At 53.2% G+C, this 18,366-nt stretch carries 16 protein-coding genes; 9 read left to right on the forward strand and 7 right to left on the reverse strand.

The window, feature by feature from the left end; genetic code table 11:
- Nucleotides 1-14: 14 nt before the first annotated feature.
- Entirely contained in the window at nucleotides 15-701 is a 687-nt protein-coding gene (gene ompL, locus URZ40_RS19505; protein WP_003861929.1) for a porin OmpL, read from the forward strand.
- 51 nt (nucleotides 702-752) lie between these two features.
- On the opposite strand, the gene typA is transcribed toward ompL, so the two are convergent.
- The gene (gene typA, locus URZ40_RS19510) at nucleotides 753-2,576 is read right to left on the reverse strand and encodes a ribosome-dependent GTPase TypA (protein ID WP_028014891.1); all 1,824 of its coding nucleotides are present in this window, start codon (nucleotides 2,574-2,576) and stop codon (nucleotides 753-755) included.
- A gap of 378 nt (nucleotides 2,577-2,954) precedes the next feature.
- On the opposite strand from typA, the gene glnA reads away from it, so the two are divergent.
- The 4 genes from glnA to URZ40_RS19530 all read left to right on the forward strand — a co-directional run bounded on the left by glnA (nucleotide 2,955) and on the right by URZ40_RS19530 (nucleotide 7,228).
- On the forward strand, nucleotides 2,955-4,364 hold the full coding sequence (gene glnA, locus URZ40_RS19515; protein WP_008501856.1) for a glutamate--ammonia ligase: 1,410 nt from the start codon (nucleotides 2,955-2,957) through the stop codon (nucleotides 4,362-4,364).
- A 169-nt stretch (nucleotides 4,365-4,533) separates the two neighbouring features.
- Nucleotides 4,534-5,583: a nitrogen regulation protein NR(II) gene (glnL, locus tag URZ40_RS19520; protein ID WP_116343739.1), complete on the forward strand. Its 1,050-nt coding sequence runs from the start codon at nucleotides 4,534-4,536 to the stop codon at nucleotides 5,581-5,583.
- Nucleotides 5,584-5,594: 11 nt separating this feature from the next.
- On the forward strand, nucleotides 5,595-7,007 hold the full coding sequence (gene glnG / locus URZ40_RS19525; protein WP_028014893.1) for a nitrogen regulation protein NR(I): 1,413 nt from the start codon (nucleotides 5,595-5,597) through the stop codon (nucleotides 7,005-7,007).
- Nucleotides 7,008-7,117: 110 nt separating this feature from the next.
- Entirely contained in the window at nucleotides 7,118-7,228 is a 111-nt protein-coding gene (locus tag URZ40_RS19530) for a YshB family small membrane protein (RefSeq protein WP_023331639.1), read from the forward strand.
- A gap of 67 nt (nucleotides 7,229-7,295) precedes the next feature.
- Here URZ40_RS19530 and hemN read toward each other — a convergent pair whose 3' ends face one another.
- Entirely contained in the window at nucleotides 7,296-8,669 is a 1,374-nt protein-coding gene (gene hemN, locus URZ40_RS19535; RefSeq protein WP_320721009.1) for an oxygen-independent coproporphyrinogen III oxidase, read from the reverse strand.
- Nucleotides 8,670-8,857: 188 nt separating this feature from the next.
- A complete protein-coding gene (gene yihI, locus URZ40_RS19540; RefSeq protein WP_320721010.1) occupies nucleotides 8,858-9,373 on the reverse strand; it encodes a Der GTPase-activating protein YihI in 516 nt (171 codons plus the stop codon).
- Nucleotides 9,374-9,950: 577 nt separating this feature from the next.
- Here yihI and yihA point away from each other — a divergent pair.
- The gene (gene yihA / locus URZ40_RS19545; RefSeq protein ID WP_116343734.1) at nucleotides 9,951-10,580 is read left to right on the forward strand and encodes a ribosome biogenesis GTP-binding protein YihA/YsxC; all 630 of its coding nucleotides are present in this window, start codon (nucleotides 9,951-9,953) and stop codon (nucleotides 10,578-10,580) included.
- Between the two features lie 312 nt (nucleotides 10,581-10,892).
- Here the strand turns inward: yihA and polA are convergent, their stop codons facing one another.
- Nucleotides 10,893-13,685: a DNA polymerase I gene (polA, locus tag URZ40_RS19550; protein ID WP_320721011.1), complete on the reverse strand. Its 2,793-nt coding sequence runs from the start codon at nucleotides 13,683-13,685 to the stop codon at nucleotides 10,893-10,895.
- A gap of 440 nt (nucleotides 13,686-14,125) precedes the next feature.
- On the opposite strand from polA, the gene URZ40_RS19555 reads away from it, so the two are divergent.
- Nucleotides 14,126-15,034 carry an acyltransferase gene (locus tag URZ40_RS19555; RefSeq protein ID WP_166712640.1) on the forward strand — a complete coding sequence of 303 codons (909 nt, stop codon included), beginning with the start codon at nucleotides 14,126-14,128 and terminating at the stop codon, nucleotides 15,032-15,034.
- Between the two features lie 23 nt (nucleotides 15,035-15,057).
- Here the strand turns inward: URZ40_RS19555 and dsbA are convergent, their stop codons facing one another.
- The 3 genes from dsbA to URZ40_RS19570 form a co-directional block, all read right to left on the reverse strand.
- Nucleotides 15,058-15,681 carry a thiol:disulfide interchange protein DsbA gene (dsbA, locus tag URZ40_RS19560; protein ID WP_028014899.1) on the reverse strand — a complete coding sequence of 208 codons (624 nt, stop codon included), beginning with the start codon at nucleotides 15,679-15,681 and terminating at the stop codon, nucleotides 15,058-15,060.
- Between the two features lie 27 nt (nucleotides 15,682-15,708).
- The gene (locus tag URZ40_RS19565) at nucleotides 15,709-16,695 is read right to left on the reverse strand and encodes a serine/threonine protein kinase (protein WP_320721012.1); all 987 of its coding nucleotides are present in this window, start codon (nucleotides 16,693-16,695) and stop codon (nucleotides 15,709-15,711) included.
- A gap of 75 nt (nucleotides 16,696-16,770) precedes the next feature.
- Nucleotides 16,771-17,040 (reverse strand): YihD family protein, encoded by a 270-nt coding sequence (locus tag URZ40_RS19570; protein WP_008501866.1) that lies wholly within the window; start codon nucleotides 17,038-17,040, stop codon nucleotides 16,771-16,773.
- 68 nt (nucleotides 17,041-17,108) lie between these two features.
- On the opposite strand from URZ40_RS19570, the gene mobA reads away from it, so the two are divergent.
- Nucleotides 17,109-17,693, forward strand: a complete 585-nt coding sequence (mobA, locus tag URZ40_RS19575) for a molybdenum cofactor guanylyltransferase MobA (RefSeq protein WP_316380682.1) — start codon at nucleotides 17,109-17,111, stop codon at nucleotides 17,691-17,693.
- The gene (gene mobB / locus URZ40_RS19580; RefSeq protein WP_116343729.1) at nucleotides 17,690-18,193 is read left to right on the forward strand and encodes a molybdopterin-guanine dinucleotide biosynthesis protein MobB; all 504 of its coding nucleotides are present in this window, start codon (nucleotides 17,690-17,692) and stop codon (nucleotides 18,191-18,193) included. The genes mobA and mobB overlap by 4 nt, the downstream gene beginning before the upstream one ends.
- Nucleotides 18,194-18,366 lie beyond the last annotated feature (173 nt).

The raw sequence follows: 18,366 nt of genomic DNA on the forward strand, positions 1-18,366 counted from the left end.
TACATGGACAAATTATGAAAAGAATCATCACTGTACTGATCGTGTCGTCTGTGTCCTGCCCGGTATTTGCCGGGGCCTATGTCGAAACCCGCGAAGCCTACAATACGGCTTCTGAGCTGCACGAGGTGATCCTGCGTGCGGGCTATAACTTCGATATGGGCGCGGGGCTGATGTTTACCAACGCCTATAACGTGGGCAAATGGGATGAGCTTAAGCACAGCTATAACGAAATAGAGGGGTGGTATCCGCTCTTTAAACCGACCGACAAACTCACCTTCCAGCCCGGCGGGTTGATTAACGACAGCAGCGCGGGGTCCGGTGGCGCAGTTTATTTAGATACCAACTACAAATTTACGGACTGGTTTAATCTGACGTTCCGCTATCGCTATAACCATAACAATTACGATACGCCGGACTATAACGGGCAGATGGATAAAAACGACACGCACGAATTTGCCAACTACTGGAATTTCAAAGTGACGGATGCGTTTTTCTACACCTTTGAACCGCACTTTTTCCAGCGGGTGAATGATTACCACAGCAAAAATGGCAAAGATCATCACTGGGAAATTACCAATAAATTCAGCTATAAGATCGACAGAAACTGGCTGCCGTACCTCGAATTACAGTGGCTGGATAGATGGAATGACTACAACCGGGAGCAGTACCGAATCCGCCTGGGGTTACGGTATTCGTTCTAATAAAAAAGCCGCTGAGGGATCAGCGGCTTTTTTTACTACGGATTGACCGTATTAGTCTTCTTTCGCACCGCGCATAGCACGTTTACGATCGTTCTCGGTCAGGTGACGCTTACGGATACGAATTGACTGTGGCGTCACTTCTACCAGTTCGTCATCATCGATGAACTCCAGAGCCTGCTCCAGCGTCATCTTGATCGGCGGAACCAGAACCGTTGCTTCGTCAGTACCGGACGCACGCATGTTGGTCAGTTTCTTACCGGTCAGGCAGTTTACGGTCAGGTCGTTAGAACGACTGTGAATACCGATGATCTGGCCTTCGTAAACTTCAGCACCGTGACCCAGGAACAGCTTACCGCGATCCTGCAGGCCGAACAGCGCAAACGCAACCGCTTTACCCTGACCGTTGGAGATCAGCACGCCGTTGTTACGCTGGCCCACTTCGCCCGGACGAACGTCGTCGTAGTGGCTGAAGGTGGAGTACAGCAGGCCGGTACCGGAGGTCATGGTCATGAACTCAGAACGGAAGCCGATCAGGCCGCGGCTTGGGATCACGTAGTCGAGACGTACGCGGCCTTTGCCATCTGGATTCATGTTTTTCAGGTCGCCTTTACGCTCGCCCAGCGCCTGCATCACAGAACCCTGGTGCTGCTCTTCAACGTCCAGCGTGACGTTTTCGAACGGCTCTTGTTTACGGCCGTCGATTTCGCGGAAGATAACTTTCGGACGGGAAACCGCCATCTCGAAACCTTCACGACGCATGTTTTCGATCAGAACAGACAGGTGCAGCTCACCACGACCAGAAACGCGGAACGCATCAGCGTCTTCGGTTTCTTCAACGCGCAGCGCAACGTTGTGCACCAGCTCTTTGTTCAGGCGGTCAAGGATCTGACGAGAGGTAACGAACTTACCTTCTTTGCCACAGAACGGAGAGGTGTTGACGTTGAAGAACATAGAAACGGTTGGTTCATCAACGGACAGGGCTGGCAGCGCTTCGACGTTCTGCGGATCGCAGATGGTGTCGGAGATGTTCAGTTCACCCAGACCGGTGATCGCGATGATGTCGCCCGCTTCAGCGATGTCGCTCTCGATACGCTCAAGACCCAGGTGAGTCAGTACTTTACCGACTTTACCGTTACGGGTTTTGCCTTCGCTATCGATGATAGTGACCTGCTGGTTAGGCTTCACTTTACCGCGCTTGATACGGCCAATGCCGATAACGCCAACGTAGTTGTTGTAGTCGAGCTGGGAGATCTGCATCTGCAGGGTGCCTTCCAGGTCAACGTTTGGCGCAGGGACACGGTCAACAATCGCCTGATACAGCGGGGTCATGTCTTCAGCCATGTCTTCGTGGTCCAGACCTGCGATACCGTTCAGTGCAGAAGCGTAAACGATAGGGAAGTCCAGCTGCTCGTCGGTCGCGTCGAGGTTAACGAACAGGTCGAATACCTGGTCAACAACCCAGTCAGGACGCGCGCCAGGGCGGTCAACTTTGTTGATAACAACGATTGGCTTCAGACCATGGGCAAAAGCTTTTTTGGTCACGAAGCGCGTCTGTGGCATTGGGCCATCCATTGCGTCAACGACCAGCAGAACGGAGTCTACCATGGACATTACACGTTCAACTTCACCACCGAAGTCGGCGTGCCCTGGGGTATCAACGATGTTGATACGGTAGTCATTCCATTTAATCGCGGTGTTTTTCGCGAGGATAGTAATCCCACGCTCTTTCTCCAAATCGTTGGAGTCCATCACGCGTTCTTGGGTTTCGGCACGTGCATCAAACGTACCGGATTGCTGCAGCAGCTTATCAACCAGGGTAGTTTTACCATGGTCAACGTGCGCGATGATGGCGATGTTACGCAAATTTTCGATCACAACTTTGCCTCAGGCATTTAGAAATAGCGCGTTATTGTACACGGATTAATCGCACTACAAAACAGGATCACAAACATCCCCCGCAAACAAGTATTGCAGAGATGCTTTGTGATCGCTTTCACGGAGCGGTAAAAGGGCACTTTAACGTAAATTGCACCAATATGGTGCTCAATGTTCACAATGAAGCACTATACTGGTGCAACAAATCCATCATGGTGCAGCCCTTTTGCACTATGGTGCGCATGATAACGCCTTTTTGGGGTGTTTTAAAAGTTGGCACAGATTTCGCTTTATAAAAAATACATGGCAACAGCCAGTACAAACAGAAATTGAAGACCTCGTTACCACGACGACAATGACCAATCTGGAGAGTTAAGTATGTCCGCTGAACACGTTTTGACGATGCTGAACGAACATGAAGTGAAGTTTGTTGATCTGCGCTTCACCGATACCAAAGGTAAAGAACAGCACGTCACAATCCCTGCTCATCAGGTGAACGCCGAATTCTTTGAAGAAGGCAAAATGTTTGACGGCTCCTCCATTGGTGGCTGGAAAGGCATTAACGAATCCGACATGGTTCTGATGCCAGACGCAACCACTGCGGTCATTGATCCGTTCTTCGAAGAACCAACCCTGATCATCCGCTGCGACATCCTCGAGCCAGGCACGCTGCAGGGCTACGACCGCGACCCACGTTCTATCGCTAAACGCGCTGAAGAGTACCTGCGTTCTACCGGCATCGCGGACACCGTTCTGTTCGGGCCAGAGCCAGAGTTCTTCCTGTTCGACGACATCCGCTTCGGTGCCTCTATTTCCGGTTCCCACGTGGCTATCGACGACATCGAAGGTGCATGGAACTCTTCCACCAAATACGAAGGTGGTAACAAAGGTCACCGTCCTGGTGTGAAAGGCGGTTACTTCCCTGTTCCTCCGGTCGACTCTGCACAGGACATCCGTTCCACCATGTGTCTGGTGATGGAAGAGATGGGCCTGGTTGTTGAAGCGCACCACCACGAAGTGGCGACTGCTGGTCAGAACGAAGTGGCAACCCGCTTCAACACCATGACCAAAAAAGCGGACGAAATTCAGATCTACAAATACGTTGTGCACAACGTTGCGCACCGTTTCGGTAAAACCGCGACCTTCATGCCAAAACCAATGTTTGGCGATAACGGTTCCGGTATGCACTGCCACATGTCTCTGTCCAAGAACGGTACCAACCTGTTCTCTGGCGACAAATACGCTGGTCTGTCCGAGCAGGCGCTGTATTACATCGGTGGTGTTATCAAACACGCTAAAGCGATCAACGCCCTGGCGAACCCAACCACCAACTCCTACAAGCGTCTGGTCCCGGGCTACGAAGCACCAGTAATGCTGGCCTACTCTGCGCGTAACCGTTCTGCTTCTATCCGTATCCCGGTGGTAGCTTCTCCGAAAGCGCGTCGTATCGAAGTGCGCTTCCCGGACCCAGCGGCTAACCCATACCTGTGCTTCGCAGCACTGCTGATGGCCGGTCTGGACGGTATCAAGAACAAGATCCACCCGGGCGAAGCGATGGACAAAAACCTGTACGACCTGCCGCCAGAAGAAGCGAAAGAGATCCCACAGGTTGCGGGTTCTCTGGAAGAAGCCCTGCAGGCGCTGGACGCAGACCGCGAGTTCCTGACCGCAGGTGGCGTATTCACTGACGACGCTATCGATGCCTACATCGCTCTGCGTACTGAAGAGAACGACCGCGTGCGTATGACTCCGCATCCGGTTGAGTTCGAACTGTACTACAGCGTTTAATTTAGTTGTTTTACCCGGCGTGAAAAGCGCCGGGGGTAGTTGCCGTGGAAACTTTTAGCCCATCTCCGGATGGGCTTTTTTCTCCACCAACAACCTGATCTCACGCGCTTTTTACGCCGAAACCGCTATACTGCACTAAAATAGTGCAACTACTCCAGGAGACTGCTGAATGGCAACTGGCACGCTGCCCGATGCTGGGCAGATCCTCAATTCTTTAATTAACAGTATTTTGCTGGTCGACGACGAGCTGGCCGTCCATTACGCCAACCCGGCGGCGCAACAGCTGCTCGCCCAGAGTTCACGCAAACTGTTTGGCACCCCGCTTCCTGAGTTGTTGAGCTATTTTTCGCTGAATATTGGCCTGATGCAGGAAAGCTTGCAGGCCGGCCAGGGGTTTACCGATAACGAAGTGACGCTGGTGATCGACGGGCGCTCGCACATTCTGTCGCTTACCGCGCAACGACTTCCCGAGGGAATGATCCTGCTCGAAATGGCGCCGATGGATAACCAGCGTCGCCTGAGCCAGGAACAGCTGCAGCATGCGCAGCAAATTGCCGCCCGTGACCTGGTGCGTGGTCTGGCGCATGAAATCAAAAACCCGCTGGGTGGGTTACGCGGCGCGGCACAGCTTCTGACCAAAGCGCTGCCCGACCCCGCGCTGGCGGAGTACACCAACGTCATCATTGAGCAGGCGGACCGCCTGCGTAACCTGGTTGATCGCCTTCTTGGGCCGCAGCAGCCCGGCATGCACGTTTCAGAAAGCATCCATAAAGTGGCTGAACGGGTGGTGAAGCTTGTCTCCATGGAACTGCCGGAGAACGTCACGCTGGTGCGTGATTACGACCCCAGCCTGCCGGAACTGGCGCATGACCCCGATCAGATTGAGCAGGTACTGCTGAATATTGTGCGCAATGCCCTGCAGGCGCTGGGGCCGGAAGGCGGCGAGATTATTTTACGCACCCGCACCGCCTTCCAGCTCACGCTGCACGGCGTGCGCTATCGTCTGGCGGCCCGTATCGACGTTGAGGATAACGGTCCCGGTATTCCTGCGCATCTGCAGGACACCCTGTTCTACCCGATGGTAAGCGGGCGCGAAGGCGGTACGGGTCTGGGCTTATCTATCGCCCGCAGCTTGATCGATCAGCACTCCGGAAAAATTGAATTTACCAGTTGGCCGGGACATACCGAGTTTTCGGTTTTCCTGCCGATTAAAAAATAAAGGTGACGTTTATGCAACGAGGGATAGTCTGGGTAGTCGATGACGATAGCTCCATCCGTTGGGTGCTTGAACGCGCGCTCACAGGGGCAGGATTAAGCTGCACGACGTTTGAGAGCGGCAGCGAAGTGCTCGACGCACTCACCACCAAAACGCCAGATGTTCTGCTTTCGGATATCCGTATGCCGGGCATGGACGGGCTGGCGCTGTTAAAGCAGATCAAACAACGCCACCCGATGCTTCCGGTCATCATAATGACCGCGCACTCCGATCTGGATGCCGCGGTGAGCGCCTATCAGCAAGGGGCGTTTGATTACCTGCCCAAACCGTTTGATATCGACGAAGCGGTGGCGCTGGTTGAGCGCGCGATTAGCCACTACCAGGAGCAGCAACAGCCCCGCCACGCGCCCGATTTTGGGCCAACGACGGACATCATCGGCGAAGCGCCGGCGATGCAGGACGTATTTCGCATTATTGGCCGTCTGTCCCGCTCGTCCATCAGCGTATTGATTAACGGTGAATCGGGAACCGGTAAAGAGCTGGTGGCGCATGCGTTACATCGCCACAGCCCGCGGGCAAAAGCGCCGTTCATCGCCCTGAATATGGCGGCGATCCCGAAGGATTTGATTGAATCCGAGCTGTTCGGCCATGAAAAAGGTGCGTTTACCGGCGCGAATACCATTCGCCAGGGGCGCTTTGAGCAGGCTGACGGCGGCACGCTGTTCCTGGACGAGATTGGCGATATGCCGCTGGACGTTCAGACCCGCCTGCTGCGCGTGCTGGCCGATGGGCAGTTTTATCGCGTGGGCGGCTATGCGCCGGTGAAGGTGGACGTGCGCATTATCGCCGCGACGCACCAGAACCTGGAGCTGCGCGTGCAGGAGGGGAAATTCCGTGAGGATTTATTCCACCGTCTGAACGTCATTCGCGTTCATCTGCCGCCGCTGCGCGAGCGTCGGGAAGATATTCCCCGCCTGGCGCGTCATTTCCTGCAGGTTGCCGCCCGCGAGCTGGGCGTGGAAGCCAAGCAGCTGCACCCGGAAACCGATGCCGCCCTCACCCGCCTGGCGTGGCCGGGCAACGTCCGTCAGCTGGAAAACACCTGCCGCTGGTTAACCGTGATGGCCGCCGGACAGGAAGTGCTGATTCAGGATTTACCGGCCGAGCTGTTTGAGGCCACCGCGCCAGAAAGCAGTACCGGACACGCGCTGCCGGACAGCTGGGCGACGCTGCTGGCGCAGTGGGCCGACCGCGCGCTGCGTTCCGGTCATCAAAACCTGCTGTCTGAGGCTCAGCCCGAGATGGAGCGTACGCTGTTGACCACCGCGCTTCGTCATACGCAGGGCCATAAGCAGGAAGCCGCTCGCCTGCTGGGATGGGGACGTAATACCCTGACGCGCAAGCTTAAAGAGCTGGGAATGGAGTAAGATTCCCCGAAGTGTAAAGGTTATTAATTGAGCGCAAATTGCCGTTATTTTGCGCTTTACTGTTCCGATGAGTTTTGTATGATCGTGCCCGGAAATCGAGGGTGGAGATCATGCTGGAAACATTAGTCAATATGCTCTCTAGCGGAGCAGTTGAAAGCCACACGCCACAAACCGCCGTTGCGGCGGTGCTGTGTGCGGCGCTGGTTGGGCTGTTTAGCTAGCGGGGTTGAACGTAAAAGCCGGGTGGCGGCTTCGCCTTACCCGGCCTACGTTTCGTGCTTTTGCGATTTAAATCACCCGCGAGAACTGCTGCAGTCGCGCTTTCTGGCGCAGATACGCGTCAAAGCACATGCAGATGTTACGGATCAACAGACGCCCTTTCGGCGTGACCTCAATTGAACTCTCCGACACATCCACCAGCCTGTCTTTAGCCAGCGGCGCCAGAAGCTCCAGGTCTTGTGCAAAATAATCGCTGAATTTCAGATCCCACTGTGCTTCCACGTCGCTAAAGTCGAGACGAAAGTTGCAGATAAGCGCTTTAATCACATCACGACGAATGCAGTCGTCACGGGTCAGCGCGATGCCGCGCCACAGCGCGTTGCCGGTTTCATCTACCTGCTGGTAGTAGAGCTTCAGCTCTTTCTGGTTCTGCGCGTAGCAGTCACCAATCATGCTGATGGCAGAGACGCCCATGCCGAGCAGATCGGTATCGCCCTGGGTGGTGTAACCCTGGAAGTTGCGGTGCAGTACCCCTTCGCGCTGGGCAATGGCCAGCTCGTCGTCCGGACGGGCAAAGTGATCCATGCCGATAAACTGATAGCCGCTCTCGGTCAGCGAGGTGATGGTTTCCTGCAGGATATCCAGCTTCTGCTGGGCAGAAGGCAGATCCGCATCTTTGATTTTGCGCTGAGCGGCGAATAGCGTCGGCAGGTGCGCGTAGTTAAAGACGCTGAGGCGGTCCGGGCTGAGTTCAGCCACGCGCTTCAGCGTAAAGGCGAAGCTCTCCGGCGTCTGCTTTGGCAGGCCGTAAATCAGGTCGATGTTGGTCGAGGTAAAGCCGATGTCACGTGCGTGGTTGAGTAAGGCGAAGATAAACTCTTCGTCCTGCTCGCGGTTCACCAGACGCTGGACCTCTTTATTGAAATCCTGCACGCCCATGCTCAGCCGGTTGAAGCCTTCCGCGCGTAAATGATCCAGGACATTCAGCTCAATTTCACGCGGATCGACTTCGATCGAGATTTCGGCGTCGTCTTTAAAATTGAAATTTCCGCGCAGCAGCGTCATCAGACGGCTTATTTGCGCCTTATTCAGATAGGTTGGCGTGCCGCCGCCCCAGTGAAGCTGGCTGACGTGACGGCCAACAAAAAGCGGCGCGCGGTGCACAACTTCCTGTTCGAGCGCATCCAGGTATTGGTCGGCCTTATGCTGCTGACGGGTCACGATTTTATTGCAGCCGCAGAAGTAGCAGAGCTTATGGCAGAACGGAATATGGACGTAGAGCGACAGCGGGCGCTCAGGATAGCGCGCGACGGCCTGCTGAAAATCCGCCTCGCCGAAGGCATCGGAGAACTCCAGCGCAGTGGGGTATGACGTGTAACGCGGCCCGGAATAGTTATACTTCTGGATTAGGGCCAAATCCCAGTCGATAGTTGGTGCTGACATGCTCACTCCTTCCGTTGGTGTCGCGTTCGTATACGGCGGCCCGTTCTGGCCCCATCGCGAGCCATCATTCGGGTGCGCAGCCACTTCTGTCGCCGCGACAACCGCCGTAGTTTAACGAATAACCACACCAGATAACATATAACCGGAAGGGTTATAAGCAGGACTATCGTGCCTGCCGGGTGCAAATGTTAGTTTCCACCTTTCAGAAGACGCATCATATCTTCCTTCTTTTCGTCTTCTTCTTCGTCGTCTTCGTCATCGTAAGACAGACCGAGTTTCTGCATCAGCTCATCAATGCGGTCCAGTTTAGCATCCACCCATGACTGCTCTTCTGCGGTCAGGGTTTCACCCTCTTCAAGACGTTCCAGCAGCGCGTCCAGGCGCTCATCGTTCTCCAGCATATCCAGCTCAGCCTGCGGTGAAAGCATAGGTTTCTCGCTCTTTGGTTTGTGCTGCTTAGTGACCGGGGTGTCTGTCACGCCCAGCGGAATGGGAGTTTTACTGCCGATACGAGCATCTTTCTGCTGCTTGCTTTTTGCAGAAGCGCCCGCTGCACCACCGCCGTTTGCACGGCTACCCGCAGCATGGCCACGATGTTTCTTATCGCGTTTGCGATCGCGCGCTTCCTGGTTCAGTTCTTCGCGCGTTTTGCGGCGTGCTTTTGCAGGGCGTTTCGCACCCGCAGCGGAGGTTGGTTTTTTCATGATGTTTTATCTTTAAGTCGTTTTCTTCAGTATAGAATTGCGGCGAAATCTAGCAGAAAGCAAGCAAAGAAAAAAGGCGACAGAGCAATCTGTCGCCTTTTTTCCTGACTCACAACCCTTAGCGGGTCAGACATTCCATGTTTACCAACAACACACCCTGTTTATCCTTTGGCTGATACCGTCCGTGTATGGTTCCATTTCCTGTTAAAACGCCTCCTGGCGCTGGTCGTCCTGACAGTCCTGCGTCTTCGCCTCCTGGCGCTCCTGACCCTAATCCTTAAGTCGAATTCCTGTTGGCTTCCTCGCCCTGACGCATACTTTACCTTGTTCGCTTAAACTGACAAGCAACGAAACGGTACAAAAAGAGATTTTCAGACAATTACCCGGAAATAAGCTTATGATTTAAAACAGTTTGACTTTTTTGGCACCTGCGAATTCTCTGAAATCTCCCATAGCAACATTAGCCGATCTCTCACAACGCTTCGGGCTTTCGCCTGCAGGCGCCGTGCAATGAGAAAAGCCTTTTGCCCGCATTCGGGTATAATCCCCCCAGATTACGATTTTTGGAGACGACCACGTGACTACCTGGAATTACCAACAGACGCATTTTGTCACCAGTGCGCCCGATATTCGCCACCTGCCTTCTGATACCGGTATTGAAGTGGCATTTGCTGGCCGCTCAAATGCGGGGAAGTCCAGCGCCCTGAATACGCTGACCAATCAGAAGAACCTGGCGCGTACCTCAAAAACACCTGGCCGTACCCAGCTGATTAACCTTTTTGAAGTCGCTGAAGGCAAACGCCTGGTCGACTTGCCGGGATACGGTTATGCGCAGGTGCCAGAAGAGATGAAGATCAAATGGCAGCGTGCGCTGGGCGAATACCTGGAAAAACGCATGTGCCTGAAAGGTCTGGTGGTGTTGATGGACATTCGTCACCCGCTAAAAGATCTCGATCAGCAGATGATCGACTGGGCCGTAGCAAGCGATATTGCCGTGCTGGTGCTGCTGACGAAAGCCGATAAGCTGGCAAGCGGCGCGCGTAAAGCGCAGGTGAATATGGTTCGCGAAGCGGTACTGGCCTTTAATGGCGATGTACAGGTTGAGCCCTTCTCTTCGCTGAAAAAACAGGGCGTTGACAAGCTGCGTCAGAAGCTCGATAGCTGGTTTAACGAGCTGGAACCCGCAACAGAAGCGGAAGCAGAGTAAAACCGAGCGCGGCAATGTCCGCGCTTTTTTTTGACGGAACTTTTCTTTGCCGCAATAAAAAACGCCCCAGTCATTACTGACTGGGGCGGCTAAAATATTCAGCCAAATCCGATTACGTGAAGTAAAAGGTCTGAAAGATAGAACATCTTACCTCTGTACCCTACGTCGATAACTCTACCCCTTTTTTTGCTGTAGAAAAAGCACTTTTTGTAGTTTTTTTTCATTCTTTACATAGGGAATTCTAATGATCGTCACAAAACGCGCTTTGTTATGTTGCTAACTTACATAAAAAGCGCGTTATTCATTGAACCTTTAGTGAGCCTGATCCCAGTTTTCACCACTTCCCACTTCCACCAGCAACGGCACGTCTAGCGTCATGCTGCTTTCCATGAGTTCGTGGATCTTTTTCGACACAGTATCGAGATCGTCTTTGTGCACTTCAAACACCAGTTCATCGTGTACCTGCATGATCATTTTCACGCGCGGCTTCTCTTTCTCCAGCCAGGCATCAACGGCAATCATGGCGCGCTTGATGATGTCCGCCGCGGTTCCCTGCATCGGGGCGTTGATCGCCGCACGTTCTGCGCCAGCGCGGCGGGCCGCGTTGCTGGATTTGATGTCCGGGAGATAGAGACGACGGCCATCCAGGGTTTCAACGTAGCCTTTCTCTTTCGCCTGCGCGCGGGTACGTTCCATATATTCCAGCACGCCCGGGTAGCGTTCGAAGTAGAGATCCATATACTTCTGCGACTCTTTACGCGGAATGTTGAGCTGGCGAGAAAGACCAAACGCGCTCATGCCGTAGATCAGACCGAAGTTGATCGCTTTTGCACTGCGGCGCTGTTCGTTGGTCACGCTCTCCAGCGGCAAACCAAAGACCTCCGCCGCGGTCGCACGGTGGATGTCTTTCCCTTCCGCAAATGCCGTCAGCAGACCTTTGTCACGGGACAGATGCGCCATAATGCGCAGTTCGATTTGCGAGTAGTCAGCCGAGACAATCAGGTAATCCTCCGGGGCGATGAAAGCCTGACGAATGCGGCGCCCTTCTTCATTACGCACCGGGATGTTCTGCAGGTTAGGATCGGTTGACGAGAGGCGTCCCGTGGCCGCGACAGCCTGATGATACGACGTGTGCACGCGACCCGTTTTCGGGTTGATCATCAGCGGAAGTTTGTCCGTGTAGGTAGACTTAAGCTTTGCGAGACCGCGGTACTCCAGAATCACTTTTGGCAGCGGGTAGTCCAGCGCCAGCTCTTCCAGCACCTCTTCTGAGGTTGACGGTGCGCCGCCAGGGGTTTTCTTCAGCGGCTTGATGCCCTGCTTTTCAAACAGGATGGTTTGCAGCTGCTTCGGTGAAGAAAGGTTAAACGGCTCGCCTGCAAGATCGTGCGCTTTCTGCTCAAGCTCGGTCAGACGCTGCGCCAGCTCCCCGGAGTGGTTATGCAGCACCGTTGGGTCTATTTTCACGCCGTTACGTTCAATCCGTGACAGCACGGGCACCAGCGGCATCTCGATATGCTGGAACACGTTCAGCGGACCTTCATGCTTCTGCAGTTTTGGCCACATCTTCAGGTGCAGCTGCAGCGTGACGTCGGCGTCTTCCGCCGCGTAGCGCCCTGCTTCTTCAAGAGCGATCTGGTTAAATGTGAGCTGATTTTTCCCTTTACCGGCAATCTCTTCAAAGGTGATGGTTTTGTGCTTGAGCCAGCGGTCAGATAAGGAATCCATATCATGACGACCCGCGACGCTGTCCAGAATGTAAGATTCGAGCATAGTGTCGAAGGCAATCCCGCGCAGTTCAATGCCGTAGTTCTGCAGAATACCGCGGTCGTACTTGAGGTTTTGCCCGACCTTGAGCGCCTTTTCATCTTCCAGAATCGGCTTCAGCAGCTCAAGCACGCGCTCGCGGGAGATCTGCTCCGGCGCATCCAGGTAGTCGTGCGCCACAGGAACGTAGGCGGCAATACCCGGCTCTGTCGCGAAGGACAATCCCACCATATTGGCTGAGATGTTGTCGAGGCTGTCAGTTTCGGTGTCAAAGGCAAAGACCGGCGCTTTTTTCAGTTTCTCGATCAAGGCGATCAGCTGTGACTCTTCCAGAACGGTTTCGTAGTTGTCGAAGGAGAGCGCAGCGGCTTCTTCTTCCGCCTGCTCTTCGGCATCAACGACAATCGTCTCCTTCGGCTTCGCAGCTGGTTTGGCCCCTTTTGCCTGCAGCCATTTACCGGCTTCCACGTCAGTGGTCCAGCGCTTGAATTCGTATTTCTTAAACAGGCTCAGCAGGTCGTCAGCGGAAGGCTGTTGCACTTCCAGCTGCTCACAGCCCAGCTCCAGTTCCACATCGGTTTTAATCGTTGCCAGCTTATAGGAGAGATAAGCCACCTCTTTGTTCTCTTCCAGCTTCCCGGCCATGGTTTTTGCGCCACGGAAGGAAAGGCTGGCGATTTTGTCTGATTCCGCGTAGAGCGTGTCCAGACCACCCAGCCCCTGGAGCAGCGCCTGCGCGGTTTTTTCACCAACGCCGGGGACGCCAGGGATGTTATCCGAGGAGTCACCCATCAACGCGAGGAAGTCGATAATGAGCTCTGGCGGCACGCCATACTTAGTGACCACTTCTTCCGGCCCCAGAATGGTGTTGGTCATGGTGTTTATCAGGGTGATACCTGGCGTCACCAGCTGGGCCATATCTTTATCGCCGGTGCTGATCAGTACCGGACGGCCCATTTTTTCCGCTTCACGCGCCAGCGTACCGATGACGTCGTCGGCTTCCACGCCAGAGACGGCCAGCAGCGGCAGGCCCATTGCTTTCACCATGGCGTGCAGCGGTTCAATCTGCGCACGCAGATCGTCAGGCATTGGCGGACGATGGGATTTGTAATGCTCAAACAGCTCATCGCGGAAGGTTTTGCCTTTCGCATCAAAAACGACAGCCGCATGGGTGGGTTGGTACTGAAGGATCAGGCTGCGCAGCATGTTCAGCACGCCGTACATTGCGCCGGTAGGTTCCCCTGCGCTATTGGTCAGAGGAGGAAACGCATGGTACGCCCGATACAGGTAAGAAGAGCCGTCGACGAGAATAAGTGGGTTTTCTGGGATCTGAACCATAATGTCCGTGCCTTTAATCAATTTATGCGTAAAGGATGCCACAGAAGGATGAAAACATCAGTTATTCAGGTTCGATACAGGAAAAGATTTTGCGATCGTGAGGATCGCTCGCAAAACTCAAACTGTGGATAAGTTTGTGAATATTTTCACTTCAAATGAAAAACAGGTGCTAAATACAGCTATGCGTTGAGAATAAATCATTACATATCAGCTTGTTAAACACTAACACTGTATGATAATAGCCTGATGGTGACAATTTAGTCTATGTGGATATAAGTCCTGAATAGCGCACAGTATTAGAGAAATCTTCTGCGTCAGGGGAAAAGCCGTCAATTGAAGACATGAAAGCGCCATTATTTTGTCATTTTTCTGATAAAATCAGCGCCCAGCGCCGAATTATCGGCCGCTTCATTAAAGCTAACCACCTGAAAAAGCTCATCATGTCGAAATTGCTCGCTGCAATAACATTACCGCTAAGCATCATTTTAACTATTCTGGTGACGATTGCCTGTTCTGTGCCGATCATTATCGCCGGGATCGTTAAACTGCTGCTGCCTGTGCCTGCGGTGTGGCGATCCGTCTCTGCGTTTTGTAATTTCATGATGTATTGCTGGTGTGAAGGACTGGCGATCCTGCTGTGCCTGAACCCGCATCTGAAGTGGGATATCGAAGGGCTGGAGAGCCTGAACAAAAAGAACTGGTACCTGCTGATTTGCAATCACCACAGCTGGGCAGACATCGTGGTGTTATGCGTGCTTTTCCGCAAACATATCCCGATGAACAAATACTTCCTGAAGCAGCAGCTCGCCTGGGTGCCTTTTATCGGGCTGGCCTGCTGGGCCCTCGATATGCCATTTATGAAACGCTATTCGCGCAGCTATTTGATTCGTCATCCGGAGCGTCGCGGTAAGGATGTGGAGACCACGCGCCGTTCCTGTGAAAAGTTTCGCGCGCATCCAACAACCATCGTGAACTTTGTTGAAGGCTCCCGGTTTACGGAAGAGAAGCGTCAACAAACTCGCTCTCCTTATCGGCATTTGCTCCCGCCAAAGGCGGCGGGTATTGCTATGGCGCTTAACGTGCTGGGTGCACAGTTCGATAAACTTCTGAACGTTACGCTCTGCTATCCGGAAAATGACAGGACGCCGTTCTTCGATATGCTCAGCGGCAAGCTGACGCGCATTGTTGTTCGGGTGAATTTAGTACCGATCGATGTCGAGCTGCACGGTGACTACGTTAACGATAAGAATTTCAAACGTGGTTTCCAGCAGTGGCTTAATACGCTCTGGAAAGAGAAAGACCAACAGATAGACAGCATTAAATCCTCATACAAAAACGCCGGTCAGTGACCGGCGTTTTCATATCAACGAAATTACTTCTTCTCAACCAGGTATTTCACGGTATCGGCATACTGCTGTACAAAGATATCCATGCTGCTGGTGTCCATGCCCTGCATGTTCAGCTGATATTTGCCGTTAACAAACATCGCCGGAACGCCCTGAAGCTGCAGGTCCGCGGCCGCTTTTTCCTGCTGAGCCACCAGAGATTTCACCACAAAGCTGTTCCACGCGGCGTCGTACTCTTCACCTTTCACGCCGGCATCAACGAACACTTTACGGATATCCGCAGTGGTCTGAACGGTCTGAGTTTTCTGTACGGCTTCGAACATTGGAGCAGTGATTTTATCTTCCACACCCAGCGCCATCGCAACCGCCCACGCCTGAGTCAGGTCTTTACCCAACGGGCCCAGGAACTCAACGTGGTACTTGGTCATTTTGGTGCCTTCCGGCAGCTTTTTCTTCACGTTGTCAGAAACATGCAGCACCTCTTCGAATTGATAGCAGTGCGGGCAGTAGAACGAGAAGAATTCCAGAACCTGTGGCTCGCCAGCAACCGGCTTTTCCAGCGTGATGAACTGTTTACCGTCGGTAAACTGCGCAGCAGAAGCGCTAAATGCCAGAATCATACCTGCCAGCGCCAGCCAAATTTTTTTCATGATTAACTCTCTCCTGGGTGTGTCCAATTAATACATCGGCGTTAATTGCAGAGGGGGTTCCTGAAGAACCTTAACCTGCTGAGTGAATGTAGATATCTGGCTACGCCAGTAATCTTCTCCGGTAAGCCACGGGAAATTACGGGGAAATGCGGGATCGTCCCAACGCCTGATTAACCATGCGAGATAATAAACAAAACGCATAGAACGTAAAGGCTCAATCAGGGCAATTTCGTCTGAATTAAACGGGCTAAATTCTTCATAGGCTTCAATAATCGTTTCAAGCTGCATGCGCTGCTCGGCTTTGTCGCCATTGAGCAGCATCCACAGATCCTGAACCGCTGGTCCCATGCGCGCATCGTCGAGATCGACAAACAGCGGGCCATCGCGCCAGAGGATATTTCCGGCGTGACAATCGCCATGCAGGCGCAGAACGGAAATATCATCACGCCAGCAGGCTTTCACCGCAGCAATAAGCTTATCGGTGGCGTTGAGGAAATTATCCTTTAGCGCAGTGGGGATCAGCGCAGACGTTTCAAATACCTGACGTGGTTCGGTGAGATATTCCTGAACCCCGAGCGTTGGTCGGGCAGTGAACGCTGTTTTACGTCCCGTCTGATGAATGCGTCCCAGATAGCGAGCAACCCACTCCATCTGATCGATATTATCCGCTTCAAACTGGCGGCCACCCAGACTGGGGAATACGGCGTAGTAAAACCCTTCATGCGTGTGCAGTGTTTGGTTATTGAACTTTATCGGCGCGGCAACAGGGACGTCATCACCCAGCAGATCGTGAGCAAACTGGTGCTCTTCCTGAATTTGCTGTGCAGACCAACGTTCAGGGCGATAGAACTTTACGACGAAGCGCTGACGATCCTCGTCCTGAAATTGATAGACGCGGTTTTCGTAGCTATTTAACGGGGTTAGCCCTGAATCCACACGAATACCCTGTTCAAACAGGGCATCCATAATGGTATCCGGGTGTAGTGTCTGGAAAGTAAAAGCCTGGTCGTTCATCCGATCATCCGGAAATTATACGAATGATTCAGGATATCATCTTGTGGCGATTTCGGTGGCTCCGCTTACAAGCTTTTACTCTTTAATTACGCCTCGGGCGCGCAGCAGCGCAGTTTTAAAATCTTCCTCATAATCCTTCTGAATACCAGGAATAACAGCATCTTTGGCCGAGTCGCGCATTTTGAGGTGGTAGATCAGGATGTCGTCAGAAAGGTCTGCCAGATCGCCGTCAAAACCTGACTCTTTCGCCAGTTTTTGTAAGAATTGCATCAGATTCAGCTCTGGCTCTTTTTGCCAGGCTGGCTGGAGGAGTTCAATGACTTCATTCAGACGTTTACATTTCATGGTGGTGCTCCTTTCATTTAGAGTGACACGTTAGCAGGGTCAATCCCACAATAAAAGAGGCGATATTAGTGAATGAGAGCCAGAAAATCATCGGTGTCGTTCTGGCCGGTGGCAGAGCGACGCGAATGGGCGGAGAAGATAAGGGGTTACAGCGCCTGAATGGCAAGCCCTTATGGCAGCACGTCGCTGATACGCTTGTCAATCAGGTATCGGCCATGGCGCTCAGCGCTAATCGCCATATTGATATTTACCAACGCAGCGGGTTTCCCGTTTATCAGGATAATCTCGCAGATTATCCGGGACCGCTGGCTGGCATGCTTTCGGTGATGCAGCAGTCGCAGGGCGAGTGGTTTCTCTTTTGTTCGTGTGATACGCCATTTATACCCACTTGCCTGGTAGAGCGAATGGTGCAACAGCGAGGTGAATCGCCCGTGGTTTGGGTGCATGACGGCGAGCGCGACCATCCAACTATCGCGCTCGTTAACAAATCGTTGATTCCGGACATGAGCGACTATCTGGCTGCCGGTGAACGAAGAGTTATGGTGTTTATGCGCAAGGTTGGCGGACATGCTGTTGATTTTAGCGACATGAAAACATCCTTCGTGAATGTGAACACGACAGAAGATTTACAGGCCATGCAGGAGAAGAGATGACACCTGTTTTAGCAATCTCCGCCTGGAGCGGTACGGGAAAAACTACGCTGCTGAAAAAACTGATACCCGCGCTGTGCGCCCGCGGCATCCGTCCAGGCTTGATTAAACACACGCACCATAATATGGATGTAGATAAGCCGGGCAAAGATAGCTATGAACTTCGTAAAGCGGGTGCGGCGCAAACGATGGTGGCAAGCAACCAGCGCTGGGCGTTGATGACAGAAACGCCGGATGAGGCACCGCTGGATCTTGCGTATCTGGTCAGCCGGATGGATCATTCCACGCTGGATCTGGTGCTGGTTGAGGGATTTAAGCATGAGGCCGTACCTAAGATCCTGCTGTTCAGAAGCGATGCCGGGCATGATTTCAGCGAGTTAACGCTGGATGAGCATGTGATTGCGGTGGCCAGTGATGTTGTATTGCCGCTTGAAGTTCCGTTACTGAATTTGAATGATGTGGATGGGATTGCAGAGTTTGTTGTGAAGTGGAGTGCGGTCTGACTTGCCGGGTGGCGGCTTTGCCTTACCCGGCGCCTACCGTTTTTTAGTCTATAAACGCAAAGAGGCCATCCTTGCGGATGGCCTCTTTACTTAATTGATGCCTGGCAGTTCCCTACTCTCACATGGGGAGACCCCACACTACCATCGGCGCTACGGCGTTTCACTTCTGAGTT

The organism is Enterobacter sp. 296B2, assembly GCF_034106185.1.
GTDB classification, from domain to species: domain Bacteria; phylum Pseudomonadota; class Gammaproteobacteria; order Enterobacterales; family Enterobacteriaceae; genus Enterobacter; species Enterobacter cloacae_N.

What these genes read in the sequence shown, in the direction of transcription:
- polA (WP_320721011.1), bottom strand. Translation starts at nt 13,685, where the DNA reads ATGGTTCAGATCCCAGAAAACCCACTTATTCTCGTCGACGGCTCTTCT.
- URZ40_RS19565 (WP_320721012.1), bottom strand. Translation starts at nt 16,695, where the DNA reads ATGAACGACCAGGCTTTTACTTTCCAGACACTACACCCGGATACCATT.
- yihI (WP_320721010.1), bottom strand. Translation starts at nt 9,373, where the DNA reads ATGAAAAAACCAACCTCCGCTGCGGGTGCGAAACGCCCTGCAAAAGCA.
- ompL (WP_003861929.1), top strand. Translation starts at nt 15, where the DNA reads ATGAAAAGAATCATCACTGTACTGATCGTGTCGTCTGTGTCCTGCCCG.
- mobB (WP_116343729.1), top strand. Translation starts at nt 17,690, where the DNA reads ATGACACCTGTTTTAGCAATCTCCGCCTGGAGCGGTACGGGAAAAACT.
- URZ40_RS19555 (WP_166712640.1), top strand. Translation starts at nt 14,126, where the DNA reads ATGTCGAAATTGCTCGCTGCAATAACATTACCGCTAAGCATCATTTTA.
- URZ40_RS19570 (WP_008501866.1), bottom strand. Translation starts at nt 17,040, where the DNA reads ATGAAATGTAAACGTCTGAATGAAGTCATTGAACTCCTCCAGCCAGCC.
- glnA (WP_008501856.1), top strand. Translation starts at nt 2,955, where the DNA reads ATGTCCGCTGAACACGTTTTGACGATGCTGAACGAACATGAAGTGAAG.
- dsbA (WP_028014899.1), bottom strand. Translation starts at nt 15,681, where the DNA reads ATGAAAAAAATTTGGCTGGCGCTGGCAGGTATGATTCTGGCATTTAGC.
- hemN (WP_320721009.1), bottom strand. Translation starts at nt 8,669, where the DNA reads ATGTCAGCACCAACTATCGACTGGGATTTGGCCCTAATCCAGAAGTAT.
- glnG (WP_028014893.1), top strand. Translation starts at nt 5,595, where the DNA reads ATGCAACGAGGGATAGTCTGGGTAGTCGATGACGATAGCTCCATCCGT.
- URZ40_RS19530 (WP_023331639.1), top strand. Translation starts at nt 7,118, where the DNA reads ATGCTGGAAACATTAGTCAATATGCTCTCTAGCGGAGCAGTTGAAAGC.
- glnL (WP_116343739.1), top strand. Translation starts at nt 4,534, where the DNA reads ATGGCAACTGGCACGCTGCCCGATGCTGGGCAGATCCTCAATTCTTTA.